General features: G+C 60.7%; 21 protein-coding genes, 4 tRNA genes and 1 rRNA gene. 23 read left to right on the forward strand and 3 right to left on the reverse strand.

Annotated features, from left to right (window positions below; genetic code table 11):
* The 6 genes from rrf to nrdF all read left to right on the forward strand — a co-directional run.
* Nucleotides 1-114 (forward strand): 5S ribosomal RNA (gene rrf, locus KUV86_RS13715); the annotation flags it as partial.
* A 654-nt stretch (nucleotides 115-768) separates the two neighbouring features.
* On the forward strand, nucleotides 769-1,674 hold the full coding sequence (gnd, locus tag KUV86_RS13720; RefSeq protein ID WP_222164154.1) for a phosphogluconate dehydrogenase (NAD(+)-dependent, decarboxylating): 906 nt from the start codon (nucleotides 769-771) through the stop codon (nucleotides 1,672-1,674).
* 365 nt (nucleotides 1,675-2,039) lie between these two features.
* Entirely contained in the window at nucleotides 2,040-2,264 is a 225-nt protein-coding gene (nrdH, locus tag KUV86_RS13725) for a glutaredoxin-like protein NrdH (RefSeq protein ID WP_206944232.1), read from the forward strand.
* A 94-nt stretch (nucleotides 2,265-2,358) separates the two neighbouring features.
* Complete coding sequence (gene nrdI / locus KUV86_RS13730; protein WP_224908929.1) at nucleotides 2,359-2,763, forward strand: class Ib ribonucleoside-diphosphate reductase assembly flavoprotein NrdI; 405 nt, start codon at nucleotides 2,359-2,361, stop codon at nucleotides 2,761-2,763.
* Entirely contained in the window at nucleotides 2,745-4,916 is a 2,172-nt protein-coding gene (gene nrdE, locus KUV86_RS13735; protein WP_206944230.1) for a class 1b ribonucleoside-diphosphate reductase subunit alpha, read from the forward strand. Before nrdI ends, nrdE begins: the two co-directional genes overlap by 19 nt.
* Before the next feature lie 254 nt (nucleotides 4,917-5,170).
* Nucleotides 5,171-6,151 (forward strand): class 1b ribonucleoside-diphosphate reductase subunit beta, encoded by a 981-nt coding sequence (gene nrdF, locus KUV86_RS13740; RefSeq protein ID WP_206944255.1) that lies wholly within the window; start codon nucleotides 5,171-5,173, stop codon nucleotides 6,149-6,151.
* A 127-nt stretch (nucleotides 6,152-6,278) separates the two neighbouring features.
* Here the strand turns inward: nrdF and KUV86_RS13745 are convergent, their stop codons facing one another.
* A complete protein-coding gene (locus tag KUV86_RS13745) occupies nucleotides 6,279-7,289 on the reverse strand; it encodes a helix-turn-helix transcriptional regulator (protein ID WP_222239061.1) in 1,011 nt (336 codons plus the stop codon).
* A 107-nt stretch (nucleotides 7,290-7,396) separates the two neighbouring features.
* Between KUV86_RS13745 and KUV86_RS13750 the strand changes: the two genes are divergently transcribed.
* From KUV86_RS13750 to KUV86_RS13760, 3 genes are all read left to right on the forward strand, one after another.
* Nucleotides 7,397-9,616: a TonB-dependent siderophore receptor gene (locus tag KUV86_RS13750; RefSeq protein WP_261397647.1), complete on the forward strand. Its 2,220-nt coding sequence runs from the start codon at nucleotides 7,397-7,399 to the stop codon at nucleotides 9,614-9,616.
* Nucleotides 9,606-10,637, forward strand: a complete 1,032-nt coding sequence (locus KUV86_RS13755) for an alpha/beta hydrolase (RefSeq protein WP_222483881.1) — start codon at nucleotides 9,606-9,608, stop codon at nucleotides 10,635-10,637. The genes KUV86_RS13750 and KUV86_RS13755 overlap by 11 nt, the downstream gene beginning before the upstream one ends.
* Nucleotides 10,638-10,738: 101 nt before the next feature.
* The gene (locus KUV86_RS13760; RefSeq protein WP_222164148.1) at nucleotides 10,739-11,302 is read left to right on the forward strand and encodes a type 1 glutamine amidotransferase domain-containing protein; all 564 of its coding nucleotides are present in this window, start codon (nucleotides 10,739-10,741) and stop codon (nucleotides 11,300-11,302) included.
* Nucleotides 11,303-11,369: 67 nt separating this feature from the next.
* Here KUV86_RS13760 and nhaC read toward each other — a convergent pair whose 3' ends face one another.
* Together nhaC and KUV86_RS13770 are read right to left on the reverse strand one after the other, a co-directional pair.
* Nucleotides 11,370-12,863, reverse strand: a complete 1,494-nt coding sequence (gene nhaC / locus KUV86_RS13765; protein WP_222485199.1) for a Na+/H+ antiporter NhaC — start codon at nucleotides 12,861-12,863, stop codon at nucleotides 11,370-11,372.
* A 21-nt stretch (nucleotides 12,864-12,884) separates the two neighbouring features.
* Nucleotides 12,885-14,024, reverse strand: a complete 1,140-nt coding sequence (locus tag KUV86_RS13770; protein WP_222485200.1) for a trans-sulfuration enzyme family protein — start codon at nucleotides 14,022-14,024, stop codon at nucleotides 12,885-12,887.
* Between the two features lie 149 nt (nucleotides 14,025-14,173).
* On the opposite strand from KUV86_RS13770, the gene KUV86_RS13775 reads away from it, so the two are divergent.
* The 14 genes from KUV86_RS13775 (at nucleotide 14,174) to rpoB (ending at nucleotide 25,624) form a co-directional block, all read left to right on the forward strand.
* Complete coding sequence (locus KUV86_RS13775) at nucleotides 14,174-14,854, forward strand: FadR/GntR family transcriptional regulator (protein ID WP_222485201.1); 681 nt, start codon at nucleotides 14,174-14,176, stop codon at nucleotides 14,852-14,854.
* A 246-nt stretch (nucleotides 14,855-15,100) separates the two neighbouring features.
* Entirely contained in the window at nucleotides 15,101-16,084 is a 984-nt protein-coding gene (locus KUV86_RS13780; RefSeq protein ID WP_222485202.1) for a biotin--[acetyl-CoA-carboxylase] ligase, read from the forward strand.
* Nucleotides 16,081-16,920: a type III pantothenate kinase gene (locus tag KUV86_RS13785; protein WP_206944222.1), complete on the forward strand. Its 840-nt coding sequence runs from the start codon at nucleotides 16,081-16,083 to the stop codon at nucleotides 16,918-16,920. The genes KUV86_RS13780 and KUV86_RS13785 overlap by 4 nt, the downstream gene beginning before the upstream one ends.
* 320 nt (nucleotides 16,921-17,240) lie before the next feature.
* Nucleotides 17,241-17,324 (forward strand) — tRNA-Tyr (locus KUV86_RS13790).
* 110 nt (nucleotides 17,325-17,434) lie between these two features.
* Nucleotides 17,435-17,508: transfer RNA gene (locus KUV86_RS13795), tRNA-Gly, on the forward strand.
* Between the two features lie 39 nt (nucleotides 17,509-17,547).
* Nucleotides 17,548-17,622, forward strand: a tRNA-Thr gene (locus KUV86_RS13800).
* A 144-nt stretch (nucleotides 17,623-17,766) separates the two neighbouring features.
* Nucleotides 17,767-17,842, forward strand: a tRNA-Trp gene (locus tag KUV86_RS13805).
* 72 nt (nucleotides 17,843-17,914) lie between these two features.
* A complete protein-coding gene (secE, locus tag KUV86_RS13810) occupies nucleotides 17,915-18,283 on the forward strand; it encodes a preprotein translocase subunit SecE (RefSeq protein ID WP_206944221.1) in 369 nt (122 codons plus the stop codon).
* Nucleotides 18,284-18,291: 8 nt separating this feature from the next.
* Nucleotides 18,292-18,825: a transcription termination/antitermination protein NusG gene (nusG, locus tag KUV86_RS13815; protein ID WP_206944220.1), complete on the forward strand. Its 534-nt coding sequence runs from the start codon at nucleotides 18,292-18,294 to the stop codon at nucleotides 18,823-18,825.
* A 140-nt stretch (nucleotides 18,826-18,965) separates the two neighbouring features.
* Nucleotides 18,966-19,397 carry a 50S ribosomal protein L11 gene (rplK, locus tag KUV86_RS13820; RefSeq protein ID WP_206944219.1) on the forward strand — a complete coding sequence of 144 codons (432 nt, stop codon included), beginning with the start codon at nucleotides 18,966-18,968 and terminating at the stop codon, nucleotides 19,395-19,397.
* Nucleotides 19,398-19,399: 2 nt separating this feature from the next.
* Nucleotides 19,400-20,092, forward strand: a complete 693-nt coding sequence (gene rplA / locus KUV86_RS13825; protein WP_206944218.1) for a 50S ribosomal protein L1 — start codon at nucleotides 19,400-19,402, stop codon at nucleotides 20,090-20,092.
* Nucleotides 20,093-20,354: 262 nt separating this feature from the next.
* On the forward strand, nucleotides 20,355-20,858 hold the full coding sequence (gene rplJ, locus KUV86_RS13830) for a 50S ribosomal protein L10 (protein ID WP_206944217.1): 504 nt from the start codon (nucleotides 20,355-20,357) through the stop codon (nucleotides 20,856-20,858).
* Between the two features lie 74 nt (nucleotides 20,859-20,932).
* Nucleotides 20,933-21,307 (forward strand): 50S ribosomal protein L7/L12, encoded by a 375-nt coding sequence (gene rplL / locus KUV86_RS13835; protein WP_206944216.1) that lies wholly within the window; start codon nucleotides 20,933-20,935, stop codon nucleotides 21,305-21,307.
* A gap of 237 nt (nucleotides 21,308-21,544) precedes the next feature.
* On the forward strand, nucleotides 21,545-25,624 hold the full coding sequence (gene rpoB, locus KUV86_RS13840) for a DNA-directed RNA polymerase subunit beta (RefSeq protein ID WP_206944215.1): 4,080 nt from the start codon (nucleotides 21,545-21,547) through the stop codon (nucleotides 25,622-25,624).
* Nucleotides 25,625-25,634 lie beyond the last annotated feature (10 nt).

Below are 25,634 nucleotides of genomic sequence, written 5' to 3' on the forward strand. Positions count from 1 at the left end.
TGACGACCATAGCGAGTGGGAACCACCTGATCCCTTGCCGAACTCAGAAGTGAAACCGCTCAGCGCCGATGGTAGTGTGGGGTCTCCCCATGCGAGAGTAGGTCATCGTCAGGCATTTATTCAGAAGAACCCCGATTATCGAGAGATGGTCGGGGTTTTTCGCATGCATGGGTCGACCCCGCTTTTTATGTGTGGGGCCGCGCCGATAACCGCCTCGGCGCGGTCCGGCCTGGCTCTCCTCAAGGGCAAGCTCGCGTCGTTCGCCACCCCTTGCAGCTTCGCTGCAGCCGTTGTAAAGAGCTCCAGGGCGGCTCACCCCCATGCGAGAGGCAAGCTGCCTGGTTGCTAGTACCTCTGCGGATATCGGGATTTTCCACAAGGTCAAGATCGTTTCCATAGACGAGTGCGGGTCGATGGCTCCCTCGGCGTGGAGCGGCCTGGTCCTTCTCAAGGGCGGGCTCGTGGCCTTCGCCACCTCTTGCAGCTTCGCTGCAGCCGTTGTAAAGAGCGCCAGGGTGGCTCACCTACATGCGAGATCAGGCATTTATTCAAAAGAGGCCCGGCTATCTAGAGATGGCTGGGCTTCTTTTATGACGTCCGCCGTTTTCCGTCTAGCCGAAGTTTGGCGTAGCGGAAGGCGGGCGTTGGCTCTCTGCAGCCGTACGTTGAAGGCCGCATAAGGCGGCTGTGCATTGGCACCATCTGAACCGACAGATATCGTGAGCACCGCGACGATACTGACGTCACCATTCATTTAGAGGAGCATACATGGATCTTGCAATGATTGGCCTTGGGCGCATGGGCGCCAACATGGCAGAACGTCTGGTTCGCGGCGGTCATCGTGTCATTGGTACAGACCCTGGCGCTGAGGCACTCTCCAGCGCGCAGCAGCGAGGAGTTGAGCCAGCACAGACTCTGGCAGAGGCGGTCGAGCAACTTCCTTCCCCGCGTATCGTATGGCTGATGGTACCTGCGGGGGAAGCCGTTGATGCACTGCTCAAGGAGCTGACATCGCTGCTGTCCCCTGATGACATCGTCATCGATGGTGGCAACTCCATGTACAAGGACAGCGTGCGACGTGCCGCTGAGCTGCGTGAACATGGCTTGAGCTATGTGGATGTGGGAACCAGCGGTGGCGTGTGGGGGCTGGCAGAGGGCTACAGCATGATGGTCGGCGGTGATGATGCCGTGGTCGAGAGGCTCAAGCCGCTGTTCGAGACACTGGCCCCGGCTGCCGATAAAGGGTGGGGACACGTAGGGCCCAGCGGGGCAGGCCACTTCACCAAGATGGTCCACAATGGTATCGAGTACGGCATGATGCAGGCGTTTGCGGAAGGCTTCGCCATCATGGAGAAGAAGACCTCCTTCGGGCTGGACCTGCATCAAGTCGCTGAGATCTGGCGTCATGGTAGCGTCGTACGGTCCTGGCTGCTCGACCTGACCGCCAATGCCCTCGACAAGAACCCGACCTTTGACGGCATCGCCCCCTATGTCTCTGATTCCGGCGAAGGGCGTTGGACGGTGAGCGAGGCCATCGAACTCGACGTTAGTGCCCCCGTCATCACGATGTCCCTGCTTGAGCGGCTGCGCTCCCGTGAATCCGACTCTTATGCGGATAAGATGCTCGCTGCCATGCGCAATGAGTTTGGCGGCCACGCCATCAAGTCATCCTGAGCATCATTGCGCAGGTATTAGCCTCCCTGGTAGCTCCGGCCGGGGAGGCCAACACTATCTGGTAGCGTGTGCCGATGAGCGCTGACCAGCGACGGATGATCTCCTAGCGCTGAAACAGATTTTTATTGCTGTCTTGACAAGACGGGAAGCGGGCAGTGGCGCGGGCTCCAGCGGTGTCCAAAGTTGTCCACAGGGAATACACAGAAAAAAACTATATCTGTGCTTGGAAAAAACTCCCTCTACCATATATAGTGCCCTACCGAAGGCGGGGAGTACGGCCTGGTGCCGTGACTCCACCGACCGCCCATGTCCACGCCATCCCCTATGATGGGCGTATCATCACGTCACGGACGGTAACGATTATCATGACCATCACGATCTATAGCAAACCTGCCTGCGTCCAGTGCAACGCCACCTACCGCGCCCTGGACAATCAGGGAATCGACTATACCGTGGTCGATCTGACCCAGGACGCCGATGCCATGCAGCGAGTCCAGGAGCTGGGCTACCGCCAGGTGCCCGTCGTCGTCGCTGGCGAGGATCATTGGGCCGGCTTTCGCCCGGACAAGATCAGTACGCTGGTCGCCTGATAACGTCCTTCGCACGTAAGTTCTTCGTATCTAGCGGATGTGCGCGGCGATGGCCGCGTCACGTCCGAGGCTTCAGGGATGCAGGAGAATCGTCTTGGCTGAGCTGGTCTATTTCTCGACAAAGTCTGGCAATACACGACGCTTTGTAGAAAAGCTGGGTCTGTCTGCCAAGCGTATTCCGCTCAGTCGTGACGACGGTCCTCTGCGTGTCGATCAGCCATATATTCTCGTTGTGCCGACCTACGGCGACGGTGACCCGATGAGCTCGGTACCGCCACAGGTGATTCGGTTTCTCAACGATGCACACAATCGGTCCCTGATTCGGGGCGTGATCGCGGGTGGCAACACCAATTTCGGCGCAGCCTTTGGCCTGGCCGGGAGAGTGATCGCGCAGAAGTGTCAGGTGCCGCTTCTTTATCGGTTTGAACTGATGGGCACGGATGAGGATGTCCATCGTGTTCTTGCAGGGGTGAAAGAATTTTGGAAACGCTCAGCCTAGAAAAGGATGCGGCAACGCGACCCGCTGCCGATCACAACGCCAAGACACTCGACTATCACGCGCTGAATGCGATGTTGAACCTGTATGATGCCGAAGGGCGTCTGCAGCTCGACAAGGATCGCGAGGCCGCGCGTCAGTACTTCCTGCAGCACGTGAACCAGAACACCGTGTTCTTTCACTCGCTGCAGGAAAAGCTCGATTACCTGACGGAGCAAGGCTACTACGAGCGCCAGGTGCTCGATCAGTACGACTTTGATTTCGTTACCGCGTTGTTCGATCAGGCCTATGCGGTCAAGTTCCGGTTCCAGAGCTTCCTGGGAGCGTTCAAGTACTACACCAGCTATACCCTCAAGACGTTCGATGGCAAACGCTATCTCGAGCGCTTCGAGGATCGCGTCTGCATGGTCGCGCTGTCGCTCGCGCGTGGCGACGAGACGTTGGCGAAGCAACTGGTCGATGAGATCATCCACGGCCGCTTTCAGCCGGCGACTCCGACGTTCCTCAACTGCGGCAAGCAGCAGCGGGGCGAGTTGGTCTCCTGCTTCCTGCTGCGGATCGAGGACAACATGGAGTCCATCGGGCGCTCCATCAACTCGGCTCTGCAGCTGTCCAAGCGGGGCGGCGGTGTCGCCTTCTCGCTTTCCAACGTGCGCGAGTCCGGTGCTCCGATCAAGCGTATCGAAAACCAGTCTTCAGGCATCATTCCGATCATGAAGATGCTGGAGGATGCGTTCTCCTATGCCAACCAGCTTGGCGCTCGCCAGGGCGCTGGTGCGGTCTATCTCAACGCACACCACCCGGATATCCTGAACTTCCTCGACACCAAGCGCGAGAACGCCGACGAGAAGATTCGCATCAAGACCCTTTCACTGGGGATCGTGATGCCGGATATCACGTTCGAGCTGGCCAAGCGTAACGAGGACATGTATCTGTTCTCGCCCTATGACGTCGAGCGCGTCTATGGTGTGCCTTTTGGCGACATCAGCGTGACCGAGAAGTACGACGAGATGGTCGCTGACGGTCGTATTCGCAAGAAGAAGATCAACGCTCGTGAGCTGTTTCAGACCATTGCCGAGCTGCAGTTCGAGTCTGGCTATCCGTACCTGATGTTTGAGGACACAGTGAACCGCGCCAACCCGATCGATGGCCGGATCAACATGTCCAACCTCTGCTCGGAAATCTTGCAGGTCAATACACCTACCGAATACGACGATGACCTGGGCTATCGCAAGATCGGTGAGGATATTTCCTGCAACCTTGGTTCGCTCAACATCGCCAAGGCCATGGACTCTCCTGACTTCGGTGCGACGGTAGAGACCGCTATCCGTGGATTGACCGCGGTTTCCGAGATGAGCAACATCAGCTCAGTGCCGTCGATTGCCGAGGGCAATGCCAAGTCTCACGCCATCGGCCTGGGCCAGATGAACCTGCACGGTTACCTGGCTCGCGAGCATATCTACTACGGCAGCGAAGAAGGGGTGGATTTCACCAACATCTACTTCTACACCGTAGCGTTTCACGCCATTCGTGCGTCCAACCGCATCGCCATTGAGCGCAACCGTCACTTTGCCGGTTTCGAGAAGTCGAGCTATGCCAGCGGCGAGTACTTCGACAAGTACACCGAGCAGGCGTGGGAGCCGAAGACCGACAAGGTACGCGCGCTGTTCGACAAGAGCGGGATCCATATTCCGACTCAGGAGGATTGGCGTGAGCTGAAGGCGTCGGTGATGGCTCATGGGTTGTTCAATCGCAATCTGCAGGCGATTCCGCCCACCGGGTCCATTTCCTACATCAACAACTCCACGTCGAGTATTCACCCGGTCACGGCCAAGGTGGAGATTCGTAAAGAGGGTAAGTTGGGACGTGTGTACTATCCGGCCCCCTACCTGACGGACGAGAATCAGGACTACTATCAAGACGCCTATGAGCTGGGTCCTGAGAAGATCATCGACACCTATGCTGCCGCCACGCAGCACGTTGACCAGGGGCTGTCGCTGACGCTGTTCTTCCGCGACACGGCGACCACCCGCGACGTCAACAAGGCGCAGATCTACGCCTGGCGCAAGGGCATCAAGACGATCTACTACATCCGTCTGCGTCAGGCGGCGCTGGAAGGGACGGAAGTGGAAGGTTGCGTGTCCTGCACCCTGTAATGATGAGCCGTGATGGCGAAGCCGTCACGGAGTAGGCGGAAAGACAGGCCAAGGCGAAGTCACGGGTAGGAATCTCTGGCACGATGCCGTGAGCCCTACCTGTCTTCGCCGCTCCTTTGCCAGCGAGACTACTGTTGTGGAATTCGCACGGGCAAAGGGACTGAAGGCCGTCTTGGTCGCCGTTTTTTGCTTCAATCGAGCGACGCGCCGTGCTCAGGGCCCGGCGCCAACCGAACGAGAACCCTCTCATGGATATGCCCGCTACCTCTGCTGCCCGTCGTTTGAGCCGGGTCGACGCGATCAACTGGAACAGACTCCAGGACGACAAGGACCTCGAGGTCTGGAACCGTTTGACCGGTAACTTCTGGTTGCCGGAAAAGATCCCCTTGTCCAACGATATCCCGTCGTGGAATACCCTGACGGAACATGAGCAGCAGCTCACCATTCGTGTCTTCACTGGTCTCACCCTGCTCGATACCATCCAGGGCACGGTGGGGGCTCCTGCGCTGATCGAGGACGCGGTAACGCCTCATGAAGAAGCCGTACTGACCAACGTCAGCTTCATGGAGTCGGTACACGCGCGTTCTTACAGCTCGATCTTTTCCACGCTGTGCGCGACCCGTGATGTGGATGATGCCTACCGCTGGAGTGAAGAGAACCCCTTCCTGCAGAAGAAGGCCGAGTTGATCCTGGAGCGTTACCGCGCCGAGGACCCGCTCATGCGCAAGGTGGCGAGCACCTTCCTTGAGTCCTTCCTGTTCTACTCTGGCTTTTATCTGCCGATGTACTGGTCAAGCCGTGCCAAGCTGACCAACACCGCCGACCTGATTCGTCTGATCATTCGTGATGAGGCTATCCATGGTTATTACATCGGCTACAAGTTCCAGCGTCAGCTGGCCCAGCAGCCGCAGGAGCGTCAGGAAGAGATCAAGGCTTACGCGTTTGAGCTGCTGTTCGAGCTCTATGAGAACGAGGTGAAGTACACCGAGGCGCTGTACGACGACGTTGGTCTGACCGAGGACGTCAAGAAGTTCCTGCATTACAACGCCAACAAGGCGTTGATGAATCTTGGCTTCGAGGCACTGTTCCCGTCCAGCGTGACCGATGTGAGCCCGGCCATTCTGGCCGCGCTGTCTCCTGGCTCCGATGAGAACCATGACTTCTTCTCTGGTTCAGGGTCTTCCTATGTCATCGGCAAGACGGTGAGCACCGAAGACGAAGATTGGGCATTCTGACCGTCGTGTGTTGTCACTCACAGCGGAGTGACGTCTGACGACAGGGCCACGGCGATCGCCGTGGCCCTTTTTTTTGCTCCTGGAACGTCGCGCTGTCGCGTCTCGGGGGCAATGCCGACGCGGTGCCTTAGCTGGCGGCGTCTGTGCTGAGTTCGCGCTGAGCGTGACGCCGGCACTGTGCCGGGCCCTCACCAAAATGTTGCTTGAAGGCGGTGGCGAAGTTGGCGGCGTGCCGGTAGCCGGCGATACTGGCCGCGGTATCGACGCTGACGTTCTCGTCTTGCAGCGCCGCCCGGGCGCGCAGCAAGTGCTGCTGTCGCAGTCCGGCACTCAACGGCAGCCCATATTCCCGGTGATAACGCCGCTGCAGTTGTCGCAGACTCATCCCCAATCGACTTGCCATGTCGGCGGGCGAAAGGTGCAGCGACTCGCCGCTGGCGATCCAGCCCGCCAGACGTTGCTGCCAGGCCTTACCACCGTGGGATACAGCAGGGGTCGTCTGGTGCGCCAACGCCTCGGACACCATGGCAAGGGCGATCGATTCGCGCTCCAGGTTAAGGACCGTCGTCATGTCGGCGGTCTGACTCACGTTGTCCAGGCGTGCCACCAGGTCGCTTGACGGTGTCCACCTCAGATGGCCGAGGTGCTGCCTGAGGCCGTGACAGCAAACACTGGGCAGCGGAGAGCCCAAGCGACGCTGGAGCCAGTCCGAGGTCAGGCTCAGTACGGCACTGAACTCCACTGCACCACGCCGACCGTGGCGGACGAAAGTGGTGGGCTCGTCGACCGCTATCAGCAGGCCACAGGCTCGCTTGTTGGCATCGAGTGTAAAGCTATGCTCGTCGAAGCTCACGCAGGCCTCTCCGCGCCAGACCAGCGAAATCTTGAGACCTGGATGCAGCCTTGCCCGGGGCGTTACACCGTGGCGGTCACGCAGACGATTGAGGCGCAGGTACATGCCACGCTGGACCTCATGCTGCTGCACGATGCCATGCAGCGGCGCTCCAGTGGCCTGGTGGTCGGCCGCGGTGCATTGATACTGGCTGGTCAGTACGCCCGCCAGTGAGGTCAGGTCATGCTGATGAATCCAGCCGGCCTGGGGGGCTTTCGGCTGCGTCGTGGTGAAGGTTGTCGTCATGCCAAAGGTCGCTGGTCAAAGGGCAAAGGTATCGGGGTGCCGTCAGTGACAGAATGTCGCTCCAGGGTTTTGAATGCAATAGATTCGCATTAAGTTTTGGAGGTGGCATGAAGGGCAACATGTTGTTGGCGTGGGTGCTTGCCGGAGCGGGAGGTGCGCTGCTGGCCACCGCTGCCCAGGCGCAGGATATCGCCGAGCAGAGGGCACAGGGTCGGGGAGCAGAGGCCCAGGGGGCTGGGGGGATAGGCGCTGATGATCCGGGAATCGAGGATCAGGAGCTGGACGTTACCCGGGTGATCGGTGTGCGCCTGTACGACATGTTGGCCAGTGAGCAGACCGAGGGCTATAGCGTTGACGCGGCTACGGTGGGTACCAAGGTGCCGGCCGCCCTGCGGGATATTCCGCAGTCGGTCAGCGTGGTCACCCACGATGCCATCGAGGACCAGGGGTTTGTGACCTTGGATCAGTTGGCGGCACGCACGCCGGGGGTGCGGGTACTCAGCAACGATTATGGTCGTTCCTCCATCTTTGCCAGAGGCTATGAGTACGATGCCTACAGCATTGATGGGCTGCCTGCGCCCATGAGCAGTATCCTCGGGTCTGTGCCGAGCCTGACCGCGTTCGACCGGGTCGAGATCATGCGCGGGCCGTCGGGGCTGTTCAACAGCACCAGCGAACTGGGCGGCATCGTCAACCTGGTGCGCAAGCGTCCGACCGAGACCTTCCAGGCTGAGGTGTTCGGCAGCCTGGGCACGCTGGATGATGGTGCGCTGGGAGTGGATGTGGCGGGGCCCATCGATGAGGCCGGCCGGGTAAGAGGGCGGTTTGTGGCACGCTCCACGGAGAACGCACAGTGGGTCGATGACAACGATAACCGGCAGGATGACCTTTACGCAGCGGTAGATATCGACCTGACCGATGCCACCGAGCTCTCCCTTGGCATCATTCATAATGCCAAGGACATCACGGTCAACAACGGCCAGCCGACCGATGCCGATGGGGATCTTCTGTATACCCGTCGTAGCGCCTTCTATGGGGCTGACTGGAACGACTTTGACAGTGAGTCCACGGATGTACTGGCAGAGCTGACACATCGCTTTGCCAACGATGGCTACGGTCGCGTTGCGGCCCGCTACTCCGACCGAGATGCGAACTACAACTATGCCTTCGGTGCCGGTGCGGTGGATGATCAGGGCAGGCTGAATGCTGCCGGTTTCGGGGGTAAGACCGACGAGACGTCGCTGTCGCTGGACGCCAGCTACACCCAGGCGTTTGACGCTTTTGGCAATGACAACGAGTTTGTGGTCGGGCTCGACCATAAGGACTACGACCAGGACAATCGCCAGGGGCGGGCTCGCGGGCTTGGAAGCAGTCTCAGCGTCGGTCAGCTCAATGATCTGGCCTACGTCAATGTCCTGGACAGTGCCCAGGCTGGCCTGTCCGGCTTCAGTCTTACCGACACCCGCAGCGAGCTGGAAGAGACCGGTGCCTACGCCAAGGTAACGGTCAGACCGATCGCCCCTCTGGCCCTGATCGCCGGCGGCCGCTTCAGTCATTTTTCCACCGAATACGACGACCGCACCAGTGATAGCGAAAGCTCTCGCAGTGACAGCGAATTTACGCCCTATGCAGGGGCTGTGCTGGACCTGGATGCTCAGCACTCCCTCTATGCCAGCTATTCGCGGGTCTTCAAGCCCCAGACGGCGTTCAACGAGGACAATGATCTGATCGATCCCCGTGAGGGCGATCAGTACGAGATCGGTATCAAGGGCAGTTACCTGGGAGGGCGACTGAATGCACGCGCCAGCGCCTACCAGCTCGAAGACAGCCATCGTGCAGCCGCGTCGAGTGATCCCGGTGCCAGCTATTCCGTGGACACCGGTGAAGTGCGTATTCGCGGTGCCGAGCTGGAAGTCACCGGAAGCCTCACCGACCAGTGGGACCTGATCTTTGGCTATACCTATACCGATACGGAGATCGAAAAGGCATCCAGTGCCCGGGATGATGGCATCTTCCTGCTGATGCCCGAGAACATGGTCAACCTATGGTCGCAGTATCGTTTCCAGCAAGGGATGCTCAATGGCCTGTCACTGGGCGGCGGGATCACCGCCATGAGCGACTTCAGTTCGAGCAGCGGCGTCGAGGCACCCGGCTATGCAGTGGTGGACGCGATGCTTGGCTATGAATTTACCCCGCAGCTGAGCGGCCAGCTCAACGTCTACAACCTGTTCGACCGTGAGTATTACCTGCGTGCAGGGGGCGAGGGCTCCTTCAACTTCGTGGGTCAGCCAGCCAGCGCCCTGGCCACCTTGCGCTATGCGTTCTAGGGCGTGGCAGATCATCGCGGGCTGGCCGCTGGGCATGCTGGTGCTGGTGTCACTGTTAGCGTCTCTCGTCGACAGCGCTGTCGCCATGGATGACGGCAGCGTGATGCCTGAGCTTGATGGGTCTCGGGTGGTGGTGGACGCGCAGACAGGCCTGTCCTATCAGGTCGAGGTGTCGATGCCGGATGCGCCTCGGCCAGCGCAAGGATACCCCGTGCTGGTGGTGCTGGATGGCAATGCACGCTTCCCGTTGCTGCGTGAGGCGCGGGACACGCTGACGCGAAAAGGTCCTGAGGGCAGCGCCCTGCCTCTGGTCATCGTCGGTGTCGGCTATCCCGGCGCTGAGCGCTTTGATTCCCAGCGACGTCGCTGGGATTTCACGCCCCCTGTGCCAACGGATATCGCCGCGCACGCGGCTGAGGCCGGCGAAGAGGGGGCATCAGCGAAGGGGCAGGAATCTGTGCAGGAAGGAGGGGCAGACCAGTTTCTTCACTTCTTGAGTGCTCAGTTGCTGCCCATGCTCGAGCGGGACTTGACGCTGGATCCGGAGCGTCGCGCGCTGCTGGGCCACTCGTTGGGAGGGCTGTTTGCGCTCTACGCTCAGCAGCGCTGCCCCGAGTGCTTTCGCCGGCTTTTCGCCATCAGCCCCTCGCTGTGGTGGGGTCAGCGTTATCTGGTCCAAGCGCTGGATGCCCGGCTGCAGGATGCTGAGTGGTGCGAGGCGCTTGAGGGAACATCGTTGCTGGTGGGGGTCGGTGCGCGTGAACAGTCACCACGCGAAGGCCATGTCGGGTCCCAGCGAGATCGCTTGCGCCTTCGGCGAGCCATGGTAGATGAAGCGCGTGACTACCAGCGCCGGCTACAGCAGCGCTGCGTTTCCCTGTCGAGTGAACTGATGATCTTTGCCGGTGAAGATCATGGCAGTGTGATGTGGCCAGCGGCGCGACAGGTCGTGGAAAGGCTGGCTGATCACGAGCAGGAGTCGCGTTCTGGGGAGAGTCTTCGCGACAGGGGTAGCAGCTGAAACGGCATACGGGTTGAAGTCTGGGGACTGCATCACTATCTTGTACATGTGCGTGACAGAGCTTAAGAGAATGTCCAACTTATCTCTACAAGGAGGATGTCATGACGCAGCAAGTGGAAGGCAAACGAGTCGCGATCTTGGCCACTCACGGATTCGAGGAATCCGAGCTCGCGGTGCCAAAGGCCAAACTGCAGCAGCAGGGCATCGTCGTGCACGTGGTCTCGCCTGAGGCGAAAGGCATCAGAGCCTGGGCGGAAAGCGACTGGGGCGATACCTATGGCGTGGACGTGGCCCTGGAAGACGCCAGTGAGCACGATTATCACGCACTGGTGCTGCCCGGTGGCCTGTTCAACCCCGACGCCTTGCGTCTGGATGAAGCGGCCCTGGCGTTTGTCCGAGCGTTCTTCCAGGCGGGCAAGCCCGTTGCCGCGATTTGCCACGCCCCTTGGATCCTGATCAATGCTGATGTAGTAAGCGGGCGCAAGCTGACGTCCTACCCCAGTGTGGCCCAAGATCTACGCAATGCTGGCGCCGAATGGGTGGATCAACAGGTGGTGGTCGACAATGGCCTGGTGACCAGCCGCAAGCCCGATGATCTGGACATCTTCTGCCATAAGCTGGTGGAGGAAATCGGCGAGGGTCGGCACGCTAAGCAGCACGCCTAAGGCAGATCACACGCGGTTGATTCAAGGCCCCCGACGATGCCTTCGTCGGGGGCCTTGTGCTTAGCTGTCACTGGGTTGGCCGAGGGGCCTCCCGCGTGGAAGCAGCTGGCTCGCATGGGGCGGACTCGGTGGCGGCGAGTCGGCGGACGCCGTACCAGCCCGTCCAGGGGCCGATCATCGCCAGCAGGATCGAGAACACAATGCCCAGGTAGTTGAACAGGGCCCAGGGTGCGTAATCCAGGGTGGCGACGCCCAAGGTGCCGGCCATGTAGATGGCAGAGACGGTCCAGGGGGCCAGTGGCTCGGGAATCATGCCGCCATCCTCCATGCTGCGTGACAGTACCAGCGGGTGCAGGCGGCGTTTTTGGTACTGCTCGGCGAACAGTTCTCGGGTAAGGAAGAAGGTCACGTAGCTGTTGCCGGTGGCCAGAATGATGGTGCAGCTGGCAGCCAGTGACGCCAGGATCGTGCCACGTGCCGAGCGCACGTAGGCCAGACTGCGGTCAAGCACCACTTTGAGGATGCCGGAGGCCTCAAGGGCCGAGGCAAAGAAGAAGGCACACAGAGCGAACAGCACCGCACCGTGCATGCTGTAGAGGCCGCCGCGATTTAGCAGACTCATCAGTGCCGCTGGCAGGGTGGAAACGTCAAGGCCCGGGTTGAAGCTGGTCAGCAGGCTGACGTTGAAGCCGGACACTGCTGCCTGAGCGACCGCCTCAAGGCTCGCGCCCTGCACGATCACGGCCAGCAGGGCGGCGCAGGCCGAAGCCAGAAACAGCACCACCAGAGTGGGTTTCTTGCGAATCGATCCGTAGAGCACGATAGCCACCGGCAGCAGCAGCAGTGGGTTGAGGCGATAGAGGCTATCAAGAGTATTGGCACTGGCAGCGATGGCGGCCGGCATACCCGCGCCCAGTTCCATGTTGAGCCCCAGCATCAGGTAGACCACCGCCGCCACCAGGGCGGCGGGGAGTGAGGTGTACATCAGGTTGCGAATGTGGCGATAGAGGTCCTCGCCCACCACCATGGAGGCCATGATGGTGGTGTCCGACAGCGGTGACAGCTTGTCGCCGAAGTAGGCGCCGGAGAGCACGGCGCCGGCGGTGATCGCCAGGTTGATGTCCATGGCTGCAGCGATGCCCATGATGGCCACGCCGAGGGTGCCGGCGGACCCCCAGGAGGTGCCGGTGAAGGTGGAGACGATGGCGGTGCCAAGAAATGCCATGACGTAGAGGTAGCGAGGGTCGATCAGCTCCAGGCCATGGTAGATAAAGTAGGGAATGGTGCCCGAGATCATCCAGCTGCCGATGATGATGCCGATGCTGTAGAGCACCAGCAGGGCGGACAGGGCGGTTTTGACCTTGGCGCCCATGATGTCCATGACCCCTTCCCAGGTTCCACCATGAAGAAGGCTGAACAGGGTGGCGGCGGCACCTAGGGTAATCAGTACCAGCTCGGTGGGAAGGCCCGCTACCACGATGCCGTAGACGATGGCGAAGGCGATGGCGGTGAGCAGCAGCAGGGATGGAGCAAGGCCAGGTTGTCGTTGTGTCGCTGGCATGGGATGTCCTCCTCAGGGTGATCAGTGATCGAGCGCGGTGAACCCCCGCTCCAGGTCGGCGATGATCTCGTCAATGTCTTCCAGCCCGATGGCCAGGCGGATCAGTGGCTGGCCGCTACCGTCGGGACGAAGCGGAGACAGGGCGAGGCTTTCGTAGCCACCCCAGCTCACCCCAATGCGCATCAGCTGCAGGGCATTGATGAAGCGTTCCACCCGCGGGTAGCTGGGATCGTGCAAGGCGAAGCTGAGCAGGCCCGAGTGGCCCTTGAGCTGGCGTGCCGCCCACTCAGCCGCCGGACCCTGGGCAAGGCTTGGGTGATACACCGCGGCCACCTGTGGATGGGCGTCAAGGAAGGCGGCAATCGCCTGGCCGTGGCGCAGGTGTTCTGCCATTCGCACCGGCAGAGTGCGCAGGCCACGCAGGATCAGCGACGCGCTGTGGGGCGAGAGCGCCGCTCCCAGCAGCTGGTGACCATTAGCGAAGAGCCGGTCGATCACCTCGGCGTTGCCGATGACGGCGCCACCGACCACGTCGCTGTGGCCGCCGATGTACTTCGATAGCGAGTGCACCACCAGGTCGATTCCATGGGTGATCGGCTTCTGGAACAGCGGAGTCGCCCAGGTATTGTCGATCAGCGTCAGAATGCCGTGCTGTCTGGCGATGCGGGCGATGGCCTCGAGATCAGCCAGTTCCATGCGCAGCGATGAAGGGCTCTCTATGTAGATCAGGCGCGTCTTGGGGCGCAGGTGGGCGCCAATGTCCTGGTCGCCGCTGATGCCGTCATGGCTGACGCCGTAGCGTGCCATCTGGTCGAGCAGCTCCACCGCGGGGCCATAGGTCTGGTTAATGCGCAGGACGTGATCGCCCTGGCCGAGCAACGAGAACAGGGTGGCGGCGATCGCGCCCATGCCGGAAGCAAAGGCCTTGCACGCCTCGCCCCGCTCCAGTGCGGCCAACTTGTCTTCCAGCAGCTTGACCGTCGGGTTGAGCCCTCTGCTGTAGATGAAGTGCTGGCGCTCGTCCAGCTGGGCACGGCTGAAACTCTCGAGGTCGGGGAAGGTAAAGATGCTGGTCTGGTAGAGCGGAGGCGCCACCGCGCCGTGATGCTCCTGGCGCTGTTCATAGGCATGACTGCAGATATGTCGATCCAGTGGATCCATGGCGTATCCTCGGTAAAGTGGAAAAGGCTATCAGCCTGTCTGATAGGTAAGCTAGCACGGGGGTCCGCAGGCGACAATTGATCCAGAAGGGGTTTACGGCTAACGTCGAAAGGACTCGCCGGCCTCTTCCGATAGTGGACCCCAACTGTATGAAACGACTTTATTTGTCAGACACCGTCGCAGGAGAGATCAGCGCCTACATCGCCGCTAAGGAGCTGGCGCCGGGGACACAGCTACCCTCGATGGGAGAGTGGATGGAGCGGCTTGAGGTAGGTCGCTCGACCCTGAGAGAGGGACTCAAGAAGCTGGAGGCGGAAGGCATCATCGACATCGTCAATGGCAAGGGCCTGTTTGTCAGCGAGCAGCGCACCTTCCAGTTGCTGGCGAGCCTCGGGATCAAGGACGCCAAGGCCCACTTGATCGAGATGCTCGAGGTCCGCGAGGCGCTTGAGGTCCAGGCGATCGTGCTGGCGATACGCCACGCCGCCGATCACCAGCTCGACGCCATGGCCAGCCATCTGGACGATTACCGTCGCGCCAGGGAAAAGGAGGACTTTCTGGGAGTGAGCGAGGCCGACGCCGCCTTTCACCTGGCCATCTACCACGCCTGCGGCAATCGTGTGCTGGTGGGATTGATCCAGATGATGCATGACGAACTGTATCTGTCCTGGGACTCACCGGAAGATCGACTCCGGGTATTCGATGCCGGTTTTCCGTTTCATGAAGCCCTGCTGGAGGCCATGCAGCAACGGGACGAGCCGGCGGCGCGGGCTGCGTTTACCCACTTGATCGCGGCAACCCGCCAAAGCGTCGACGCCCTCTCTGCCTGAGCCCTCACAGGTTGTCGAGCCTGCGTCGACGGGGTGACGGCGGCGCCGCGGCCACTGGGGCATTCACCTCCCAGCCTGGGGCGATTCACGCATCCGGGGCCGGCGTCGCAGGGTTCTGAATGGCGATTATCCTAGGAAGGCGACCGAGAGCCGCGTCTGCTCAAGCGTGAGCCGGAATGCGCGCGCATTTCCGGCGCAAGCTGTCTTTCGATAGACTATGCCCTTTTCCCGCGTAAGGGGCGAGGAATGACCATTGGTGAGCTGATCCGGCTGTTGAGTGATGGCGAGTTTCACTCTGGACAGCAGCTGGGCGAGAAGCTGGGGGTGTCCCGAGCGGCGGTGTGGAAGCAGCTGCGCAAGCTCGAGGATCTTGGCATTCCCATGCAAGCGGTGAAAGGGCAGGGGTATCGCCTGGCAGAGCCGTTGGAACTGCTTGAAGGACCGGCGGTGGTGGCGGCGCTGTCCCGTGACTCGCGTCAGCACCTCGCTCGCCTGTTCGTGGAAGACACCCTTCCATCCAGTAACGAGTTTCTGCGCGAGCGCTTTCGTCAGGGGGCTGGGCATGGCGAGGCTTGCCTGGTCGAGCAGCAGTCTGCGGGCCGCGGACGACGTGGCCGGATCTGGACGACCCCCTGGGGGCGTACCCTGATGTGCTCCGTGGGCTGGCGCTTTGACGCCGGCGTTGCGGCGCTGGAAGGGCTCAGTCTGGCGATCGGCGTGGTGCTGGCCCAGATGCTGGAGCGCCACGGCTTGAATCCCGCCTTGAAATGGCCGAATGACGTACTGCTTCCCGATGGCCAGGGTGGCTTTGGCAAGTTGGCCGGCATCCTGGTGGAAATGAGCGGAGATGCCGCGGGCCCCTGTGAGGTGGTGCTGGGGATGGGAATCAACGTGGATCTGCCTGATAGCTTCCGGGCGCGCATCGATCAGCCGGTCGCCTGTGTACATGATCAGGCGCCAGGGCTTTCCCGCAACGTCATGGCGGCAGAGCTGCTGGACGGCTTGTTGACCATGCTGGCAAGCTTTGAGGAGAACGGGTTTGCGGCCTGGAAAGACGAGTGGAACGCGCGCCACGCCTTTGCTGGCTGGGATATCGAGATCATCAGGGGCGAGCGCCGGGAACTCGCCCGGGCGGGAGAAGTGGATGACAACGGCAATCTCTGGGTGCGCAAGGATGAGCAGGATGAGCGCCTTGTCGGAGGAGAGATCAGCGTGCGAGCGCGCCCATGATTCTTGACCTGGATATCGGCAATACTCTGTCCAAATGGCGCCTCAAGGATGCTGATAGCAGCGAGATACGCTCGCGCGGTGCGGTATGGACCCGGGAGGAGTGGAAGCCTGGAGCGGACATCCCGGATCTCGACGTGGTCGAGACCGTGCGGATTTCCAGCGTGGCGCGTCGTTCGGTGCTGGCCCAGACGGAATCGTTGCTGAAGGACAGGGTACGCTCCGTCCACGTGGCACGTTCCTGTCGTGAAGCCCTTGGGGTCACCAACGGCTACCACGAACCCGGACGATTGGGCGTGGATCGCTGGATGGGGGTCCTGGCCGGTTATCAACTGGCGGGAGCCAGCTGCACGGTGGACTGTGGTAGTGCCATCACGGTGGATTTCGTGCTGCCTGGGGGGCGTCATCTTGGGGGCTATATACTCCCTGGGCTTCGTCTCATGAAGGAAAGCCTGAAACTCGGCACACGTAACGTGGCCATCGATCCGGACAGCGAGGCGGACGAGCTGCTGGCGCCAGGCCGGCGCACAGTGGAGGCCGTGAATCACGGGATTTATATGGCGGCTGTGAGTGCCGTCAACCGGATTTACAGTGAAGTGTGCGATCGCGAAGGGGTTGCCCTGCCGATGCTGGTCACGGGAGGGGATGCCCGAGTCGTCTCGAGGGGTATCCAGGTGCCCCACGCCATTTGGCCAGATATGGTCTATGCGGGACTCGAGGCGTGCTTTCCGCTCACCGCAGCAGAGCGTGCTGGCAAGATGGCTGGCGCCCCAGTGCCGCCTGCGCCAGTGGCGCTGGAAAAGATTCGTGCCGGATTAGCCTTCTCGATGCTGCTGTGACAAGGCCGGGAGCCGCGGGCCCCTGGTGTGCTCAGCGACGATGCGTGGGGCGGCTGTCGCCCAGGTCGGGGAGCCGCTCGGGGAAGTCGAGAGTCCTTTTGTCCCACGCCAACAGGCGAGAAGGATGTGGTGTCCGAGCGAAAAAAGCGTTGAGGGCCTTGCGTTATTCGTTGGGCTTTGACACAATGCGCCGCGTTCCAAGGCAGGCGGCGAGGCCGCTGTCCTGTGTCGAGAAGGTGAAAAAGAATCTAGAGGAGCGGATTCTTTTTAAAACAGCCACTTGACATCTTGGGGTGAGGCGATAAAATACGTCGCCAGTTGGAGGGGTTCCCGAGTGGCCAAAGGGAGCAGACTGTAAATCTGCCGCGAAAGCTTCGAAGGTTCGAATCCTTCCCCCTCCACCAGATTTTTTTCGATTGCCCTTGGGTGGTCGAAGCGGAGCAGGCGGTCGGACGCTGCCAGGCTGGTCGGGTTCGATGAGCATGTTTCAGCAAGAATGGCCTTGGGTCATGATGCGGGCATAGTTCAATGGTAGAACCTCAGCCTTCCAAGCTGATGATGCGGGTTCGATCCCCGCTGCCCGCTCCAGATTTCGGCGTGTGCCGTGTGTGTTGCGCCAAAGAGTGCGCTCATGTAGCTCAGGGGTAGAGCACACCCTTGGTAAGGGTGAGGTCGACGGTTCAAATCCGTCCATGAGCTCCATATAGAAAAGCGAGCCTTGGCTCGCTTTTTCTTTCTCCATCGCGTCTGCAGGGTGGAGTAGGGGTTGCCAGGCAAGCGTTGCTTCGCTATCATGGCGCCCGCTGTTGCAGAGGCTGCCCGCAAAGGGTGGTTTGCATCGAGTACAGGCCAGTAGCTCAATTGGCAGAGCAGCGGTCTCCAAAACCGCAGGTTGGGGGTTCGATTCCCTCCTGGCCTGCCAGTCTTCCCCAGGCTGGCAGTTTTTTATATACTTTCGTGTTTCGATTGCCGCGCCCTGAGGAGTCTCGTTTTCATGAAGCATAACGCCGAGGTGCAGGAGTCGCGCCACGACGGGCTCAAGTGGGCGGTTGTCGTCGTTCTTCTGGTGCTGGCCGTTGTCGGCAACACCTATTTTGCCGACCAGCCGCTTCTGTATCGTGTCCTGGGCGTTGTCGCCCTGTCTGTCGTTGCCGCTCTGGTGGCGCTGATGACCACCAAGGGGCGTGAGCTGGTCGAGCTTGCTCGTAGCGCCAGAAAGGAAATTCAACGTGTCGTCTGGCCGACGCGCCCTGAGACCATTCAGACCACTGCCATTGTGCTGGTGGCTGTGCTGGTAGTCGGGCTGCTGCTCTGGTTGATCGACACGCTGCTCAGCTGGGCGATGTCCGGCGTCATCGGTTAGGAGTCTTCATGTCCAAGCGTTGGTACGTCGTCCACGCCTACTCCGGCTTCGAGAAGCACGTCATGCGCTCGCTGATCGAGCGTGTGAAGATGCATGGCATGGAAGATCGCTTCGGTGAGATTCTGGTGCCGACCGAGGAAGTCGTCGAGATGCGCGACGGCAAGCGCCGCAAGAGTGAGCGCAAGTTCTATCCCGGCTACGTCCTGGTCGAGATGGAAATGGTTGACGAGACCTGGCACCTGGTCAATGAGACTCCGCGAGTCATGGGGTTCATTGGTGGTACCAAGGAAAAGCCGGCGCCGATCACTCAGCGTGAAGCTGATGCCATCCTTAGTCGTGTGAGAGATGGTGCGGAAAAGCCGCGGCCCAAGACCATGTTCGAGCCGGGGCAGTCTGTCCGCGTTATCGACGGGCCCTTTGCCGACTTCAATGGCGTGGTCGAAGAGGTCAATTATGACAAGAGCCGTCTGCAGGTCAGTGTGCTGATCTTCGGGCGTGCGACTCCGGTCGAGCTGGAATTTTCCCAGGTCGAGAAGGAGTAAGGCGAATAGCGCGCGGTGGGTCTGTCTAGGCAGGCCCGCCGCGGTGTGCTGTCCGCCTGTAGTCAGTAGGGGTCGTCTGGAATCAGGCGGCCGTTTTGTCCGGGGAGCCGCAAGGCGCTATTACCCAACTGGAGTCCATCATGGCCAAGAAAGTACAGGCTTACATCAAGCTGCAGGTTGCAGCCGGTAAAGCCAATCCGAGTCCCCCCGTGGGCCCCGCGCTGGGTCAGCACGGTGTCAACATCATGGAGTTCTGTAAGGCGTTCAACGCTGAGACGCAGAACATCGAGCCGGGTCTCCCGACTCCCGTGGTCATCACCGTCTACTCCGACCGCAGCTTCACCTTCGTCACCAAGACTCCGCCCGCTGCGGTGCTGCTGAAGAAGGCTGCTGGCATCAAGTCCGGCTCTGGCGAGCCGAACAAGAAGAAGGTCGGTACCGTGACCCGTGAGCAGCTCGAAGAGATCGCCAAGACCAAGGAGCCGGATCTGACGGCTGCCGATCTCGACGCCGCGGTGCGTACCATTGCTGGTAGCGCCCGTAGCATGGGCCTCAACGTGGAGGGTCTCTGATCATGGCTAAGCTTACCAAGCGCGCAAAGCAGATTCGCGACAAGGTTGACGCCAACAAGGCTTACTCTGTCGACGAGGCCGTGGCACTGCTCTCCGAGCTGTCCACCGTCAAGTTCAAGGAATCCCTGGACGTCGCTATCAACCTGGGTGTTGATCCGCGTAAATCTGACCAGGTGGTTCGCGGTGCAACCGTGATGCCTAACGGTACTGGCAAGGACGTGCGCGTTGCCGTCTTTACCCAGGGTGCCAACGAAGAAGCCGCCAAGGAAGCCGGTGCCGACATCGTCGGTATGGACGACCTGGCCGAGCAGGTCAAGAAAGGCCAGCTCGACTTCGACGTGGTCATCGCTTCTCCTGACGCCATGCGTGTGGTCGGTCAGCTGGGTCAGATCCTGGGTCCGCGCGGCCTGATGCCGAACCCCAAGGTCGGTACCGTGACCCCTGACGTTGCTACCGCCGTCAAGAACGCCAAGGCCGGTCAGGTGCGCTTCCGTACCGACAAGAACGGCATCATCCACGCTACCCTGGGCAAGGTCGATTTCGACGCCGACGCCATCAAGGGCAACCTGGATGCGCTGATCGCCGACCTGAAGAAGCTCAAGCCGAGCACTTCCAAGGGCGTGTACTTCAAGAAGATGACCCTGTCCACTACCATGGGCCCGGGTCTGACTGTCGATCACTCCGCGCTGGTGTGATGCGACACAACAGGCAAGACACTTTGCGGTCCCCGTGCCGGGTGAATTACCCGGCCGGCGGGGCACCGTCAAAGACCGCAGGCGCCGCCGTCTGACCCTCGGGTTGAACGCGGCTTAATCGCCCTCAGGGCACCTGCGCAGATGGTGTTGCCGCCAGGCATCTGGTGAGCACCATCCAAGAAGCCCCTCTTCTTTGAGTTATCGAGAAGGGGAGATGGTAACCACCGGAGCCCTCGGGTTCCGGCACGAAGGAGTGATCACAGTGGCACTAGCACTCGAAGGCAAGAAGGCAATTGTTGCCGAGGTCAGTGAAGTCGCCAAGGATGCACTCTCCGTCGTAGTTGCCGACTCTCGCGGCGTCGCGGTCCACAAGATGACCGAACTGCGCAAGCAGGCTCGCGAGAATGGCGTCCAGGTGCGCGTTGTGCGTAACACCCTGGCACGCCGCGCCCTGGCCGGTACTCCCTGGGAGTGCCTGTCAGAGTCTTTCGTAGGTCCGACCATGCTGGCCTTCTCCAATGAGCACCCGGGCGCTGCCGCCCGTCTGTTCAAGGAGTTCGCTAAGGATGAGAAGAACTTCGAAGTCAAGGCGCTGGCCTATGAAGGTGAGCTGATCCCGGCAAGCGATATCGACCGTCTGGCAACTCTGCCGACGTACGATGAGGCGATCGCCAAGCTGATGTCCGTCATGAAGGAAGCTTCTGCCGGCAAGCTGGTTCGTACCCTCGCTGCGCTGCGCGACCAGAAGCAGGAAGAAGCCGCTTAAGGCTCCCTGTCGACCGACCACGATCCACGCGTTCTCGGAAAACCGGGACGCCCGCAAAGTTAGGAATCTAGACAATGGCACTGACCAAAGAAGATATCATCAACGCCGTCTCCGACATGTCCGTGATGGAAGTTGTCGAGCTGATCGAAGCGATGGAAGAGAAGTTCGGCGTTAGCGCTGCCGCCGCTGTTGTGGCTGGCCCGGGTGCTGGCGGCGACGCCGGTGCTGCCGAAGAGCAGACCGAGTTCGACCTGGTGCTGACCTCTGCTGGCGACAAGAAAGTGAACGTCATCAAGGCCGTCCGCGAGATCACTGGTCTTGGCCTGAAGGAAGCCAAGGGCGCCGTCGACGGTGCTCCGGCGACCATCAAGGAAGCGATGAGCAAAGACGACGCAGAAGAAGCCAAGAAGAAGTTGGAAGAAGCCGGCGCTTCCGTGGAGCTCAAGTAATCCTTGTGCCCATGGCTTCACGCGCTGCGTAAGCTTCCACGGCTGGTGGCGGGACGCCCGCTACCGGCCTTTTTCTGTTGTCACTAGCTGCCTGTCCAACATCGGTCATGTAGCTTGCAGAATTCCGACGGCGAGTCACTCATTCCGAGGACTTGCCGTCAGCGCCTGACGGAGACCGTCCGTCGGGTGGCGCCGACACGCATCGGTCACCCATGGTGAACAAGCTGGGGAATACAGATGGCTTACTCATACACTGAGAAAAAACGCATCCGCAAGGATTTCGGCAAACTGCCCCAAGTGATGGATGTGCCTTACCTGCTGGCCATCCAGCTTGATTCCTACTACGACTTTCTCCAGCAGGACCGCTCCCCTGAGGAGCGCATGGAGGTAGGCCTGCACGCCGCCTTCAAGTCCGTGTTCCCGATCGAGAGCTTCTCCGGCAACGCCGCGCTCGAGTACGTGAGCTACCGCTTCGGCACTCCGGCGTTCGACGTCAAGGAGTGCCAGCTGCGCGGTGTCACCTATTCCGCTCCCCTGCGTGTCAAGGTCCGCCTGATCATCTACGACAAAGAGTCGTCGAACAAGGCCATCAAGGACATCAAGGAGCAGGAAGTCTACATGGGGGAAATCCCCCTGATGACCGAGAACGGTACCTTTGTCGTGAATGGTACCGAGCGGGTCATCGTGTCCCAGCTGCACCGTAGTCCCGGCGTGTTCTTTGATCATGACAAGGGCAAGAGCCATAGCTCCGGCAAGCTTCTGTACTCTGCACGCGTGATTCCTTACCGCGGCTCCTGGCTGGACTTCGAGTTTGATCCGAAGGACAACGTCTTCGTGCGTATTGACCGTCGCCGCAAGCTGCCGGCGTCTGTTCTGCTGCGCGCGCTGGGCATGAGTGCCGAAGAGATTCTCGACGAGTTCTTCGACACCAGCACCTTCCACATCGAGAAGTCTGGCTTCTCTGTGGAGCTGGTGCCGTCGCGTCTGCGCGGCGAAACGGCCACCTTCGACATCAAGGGTGCCGACGGTGAGGTCATCGTCGAGGAAGGTCGTCGTGTTACTCAGAAGCACATTCGTCAGCTGGAGAAGGCTGGCCTTGAGCGTCTTGAAGTGCCGATGGATTACCTGTTCGGCAAGACCCTGGCCAAGGATCAGATCAATCCGGCCACGGGTGAGCTGATCTGCCCCTGCAACACCGAAATCACTCCAGAAATTCTGGAAGGCCTCGGGCAGGCTGGCATCACTACCATCGAAACGCTCTATACCAACGATCTGGACTGCGGTCCCTTCGTCTCCGACACGCTGAAGCTGGATACCACCGGCTCGCAGCTCGAGGCGTTGGTGGAAATCTACCGCATGATGCGTCCTGGCGAGCCGCCCACCAAGGAAGCCGCCGAGACGCTGTTCAACAACCTGTTCTTCACTGAAGACCGTTACGACCTGTCCGGCGTCGGTCGCATGAAGTTCAACCGTCGTCTGCGTCGTGAGTCCGACACCGGTTCCGGTGTGCTTGACCGTGCTGACATCCTGGATGTGCTGCGCGAGTTGATCAACATCCGTAACGGCTTCGGCGACGTCGATGATATCGACCACCTGGGTAACCGTCGTATTCGCTGCGTCGGTGAAATGGCAGAAAACCAGTTCCGTGTTGGCCTGGTGCGCGTCGAGCGTGCGGTCAAGGAGCGTCTGTCCATGGCCGAAAGCGAAGGCCTGATGCCCCAGGACCTGATCAATGCCAAGCCGGTGGCCGCTGCGGTGAAGGAGTTCTTTGGCTCCTCCCAGCTGTCCCAGTTCATGGACCAGAACAACCCGCTGTCCGAGGTGACCCACAAGCGCCGTGTGTCCGCTCTCGGCCCGGGTGGTCTGACCCGTGAGCGCGCTGGCTTCGAGGTGCGTGACGTTCACGCGACTCACTACGGCCGTCTGTGTCCGATCGAGACCCCTGAAGGTCCGAACATCGGTCTGATCAACTCGCTGGCGACCTACAGTCACACCAACAGCTACGGTTTCCTCGAGACCCCGTACCGTAAGGTCGTGGACGGTGTGGTCACCGACGACGTGGTCCACCTGTCGGCCATCGAGGAAGGTGACTTCGTCATCGCCCAGGCGTCTGCCACCGTCAACGGTGACAACAAGCTGGTCGACGACCTGGTCCAGGTCCGTCACCGCGGTGAAACCACCTTCATGCGTCCAGAGCAAGTGACGCTGATGGACGTGTCTCCGCGTCAGGTCGTCTCTGTGGCAGCGGCACTGATCCCGTTCCTTGAGCACGATGATGCTAACCGCGCCCTGATGGGGGCGAACATGCAGCGTCAGGCGGTGCCCACCCTGCGTGCCGACAAGCCGCTGGTCGGTACCGGCATGGAGCGCTTCGTCGCCCGTGACTCCGGCGTCTGTGCCGTGGCTCGTCGTGGCGGCGTGATCGACTCGGTCGACGCCAAGCGCATCGTGGTGCGGGTCAATGAAGATGAGATCATCGGCGGTGAAGCCGGCGTCGATATCTATAACCTGACCAAGTACCTGCGCTCGAACCAGAACACCTGTCAGAACCAGCGCCCGATCGTGCGTCCTGGTGACAACGTGGCACGCGGTGACATCCTGGCCGACGGTCCGTCTGTCGACATGGGTGATCTGGCGCTTGGCCAGAACATGCGCATCGCCTTCATGCCCTGGAACGGCTACAACTTCGAGGACTCCATCCTGCTGTCCGAGCGGGTCGTCCAGGAAGACCGTTTCACCACCATCCACATCCAGGAACTGACCTGTGTGTCGCGCGACACCAAGCTGGGGCCGGAAGAAATTACTTCCGATATCCCCAACGTCGGTGAGTCGGCACTCGGCAAGCTGGATGAAGCCGGCGTTGTGTACATCGGTGCCGAGGTGGGTGCAGGCGATATCCTGGTCGGTAAGGTCACCCCCAAGGGTGAAACCCAGCTGACTCCGGAAGAGAAGCTGCTGCGTGCCATCTTTGGTGAGAAGGCGTCCGACGTTAAGGACACCTCCCTGCGTGCCCCCACCGGCATGAAGGGTACCGTCATCGACGTTCAGGTGTTCACCCGCGACGGCGTCGAGAAGGACTCCCGTGCGCTGTCCATCGAGCAGATGCAGCTCGACGAAGTGCGCAAGGACCTTCAGGAAACCTACCGCATCGCGGAAGATGCCACCTTCGAGCGTCTCAAGCGCACGCTGTCTGGCCAGCCGGTCAACGGTGGTCCGCGCCTGTCCAAGGGCGACGTGCTGTCCGACGCCTATCTCGAGGAGCTCCCGCGTCAGCAGTGGTTCAAACTGCGCATGCAGGACGAGAAGCTCAATGAACTGCTGGCCCAGGCCGACGAGCAGCTCGAGAACCGTCGCAAGGAAATGGACGAGCGCTTTGAAGACAAGAAGCGCAAGCTGACTCAGGGCGATGACCTGGCGCCGGGCGTGCTCAAGATCGTCAAGGTCTACCTGGCCATCAAGCGTCGTCTGCAGCCGGGTGACAAGATGGCCGGCCGTCACGGTAACAAGGGTGTCATCTCGGCCATCATGCCGATCGAGGACATGCCGTTCGACGATAACGGTGAGCCCATCGACGTCGTGCTGAACCCGCTGGGTGTACCGTCGCGTATGAACGTTGGTCAGATCCTCGAGACCCACCTGGGTATGGCTGCCCGTGGGCTTGGGGTGAAGATCGAGCACATGCTGCGTGACGCTCGCGAGCAACAGCTCGGCCAGCTGCGCGAGTTCCTGGGGCAGGTGTACAACTCCACCCAGGGCACCCGCGTCGAAGAGATCGAGTCGCTGACCGATGACGAGGTCATCGCGCTGGCCAAGAACCTGAAGAAGGGCGTGCCGATGGCGACGCCGGTGTTCGACGGTGCCAAGGAGCACGAGATCAAGCACCTGCTGAAGCTGGCCGACCTGCCGGATTCTGGTCAGATGACGCTGTATGACGGGCGTACCGGTGAGTCGTTCGATCGTCCGGTGACCGTGGGCTACATGTACATGCTCAAGCTCAACCACCTGGTCGACGACAAGATGCACGCGCGTTCCACCGGCTCCTACTCGCTGGTCACCCAGCAGCCGCTGGGCGGCAAGGCGCAGTTCGGTGGTCAGCGCTTTGGTGAGATGGAGGTCTGGGCCCTGGAGGCCTACGGCGCCGCTTACACTCTGCAGGAAATGCTCACGGTCAAGTCCGATGACGTGGAAGGTCGTACCAAGATGTACAAGAGCATCGTGGATGGCGACCACACCATGCAGGCGGGCATGCCGGAATCCTTCAACGTACTCGTGAAGGAAATCCGCTCGCTGGGCATCGATATCGAACTGGAGAGCTGAGGCGGCCCGA

This window comes from Halomonas sp. DP8Y7-3 (assembly GCF_019801675.1).
GTDB classification, from domain to species: Bacteria; Pseudomonadota; Gammaproteobacteria; order Pseudomonadales; family Halomonadaceae; genus Halomonas; species Halomonas litopenaei_A.

Bases quoted from the DNA above. Each gene is read 5' to 3' on its own strand.
- gnd (WP_222164154.1), top strand. From the start codon at position 769: ATGGATCTTGCAATGATTGGCCTTGGGCGCATGGGCGCCAACATGGCA.
- nrdH (WP_206944232.1), top strand. From the start codon at position 2,040: ATGACCATCACGATCTATAGCAAACCTGCCTGCGTCCAGTGCAACGCC.
- nrdF (WP_206944255.1), top strand. From the start codon at position 5,171: ATGCCCGCTACCTCTGCTGCCCGTCGTTTGAGCCGGGTCGACGCGATC.
- KUV86_RS13745 (WP_222239061.1), bottom strand. From the start codon at position 7,289: ATGACGACAACCTTCACCACGACGCAGCCGAAAGCCCCCCAGGCCGGC.
- KUV86_RS13750 (WP_261397647.1), top strand. From the start codon at position 7,397: ATGAAGGGCAACATGTTGTTGGCGTGGGTGCTTGCCGGAGCGGGAGGT.
- KUV86_RS13755 (WP_222483881.1), top strand. From the start codon at position 9,606: ATGCGTTCTAGGGCGTGGCAGATCATCGCGGGCTGGCCGCTGGGCATG.
- KUV86_RS13760 (WP_222164148.1), top strand. From the start codon at position 10,739: ATGACGCAGCAAGTGGAAGGCAAACGAGTCGCGATCTTGGCCACTCAC.
- nhaC (WP_222485199.1), bottom strand. From the start codon at position 12,863: ATGCCAGCGACACAACGACAACCTGGCCTTGCTCCATCCCTGCTGCTG.
- KUV86_RS13770 (WP_222485200.1), bottom strand. From the start codon at position 14,024: ATGGATCCACTGGATCGACATATCTGCAGTCATGCCTATGAACAGCGC.
- KUV86_RS13775 (WP_222485201.1), top strand. From the start codon at position 14,174: ATGAAACGACTTTATTTGTCAGACACCGTCGCAGGAGAGATCAGCGCC.
- KUV86_RS13780 (WP_222485202.1), top strand. From the start codon at position 15,101: ATGACCATTGGTGAGCTGATCCGGCTGTTGAGTGATGGCGAGTTTCAC.
- KUV86_RS13785 (WP_206944222.1), top strand. From the start codon at position 16,081: ATGATTCTTGACCTGGATATCGGCAATACTCTGTCCAAATGGCGCCTC.
- secE (WP_206944221.1), top strand. From the start codon at position 17,915: ATGAAGCATAACGCCGAGGTGCAGGAGTCGCGCCACGACGGGCTCAAG.
- nusG (WP_206944220.1), top strand. From the start codon at position 18,292: ATGTCCAAGCGTTGGTACGTCGTCCACGCCTACTCCGGCTTCGAGAAG.
- rplK (WP_206944219.1), top strand. From the start codon at position 18,966: ATGGCCAAGAAAGTACAGGCTTACATCAAGCTGCAGGTTGCAGCCGGT.
- rplA (WP_206944218.1), top strand. From the start codon at position 19,400: ATGGCTAAGCTTACCAAGCGCGCAAAGCAGATTCGCGACAAGGTTGAC.
- rplL (WP_206944216.1), top strand. From the start codon at position 20,933: ATGGCACTGACCAAAGAAGATATCATCAACGCCGTCTCCGACATGTCC.
- rpoB (WP_206944215.1), top strand. From the start codon at position 21,545: ATGGCTTACTCATACACTGAGAAAAAACGCATCCGCAAGGATTTCGGC.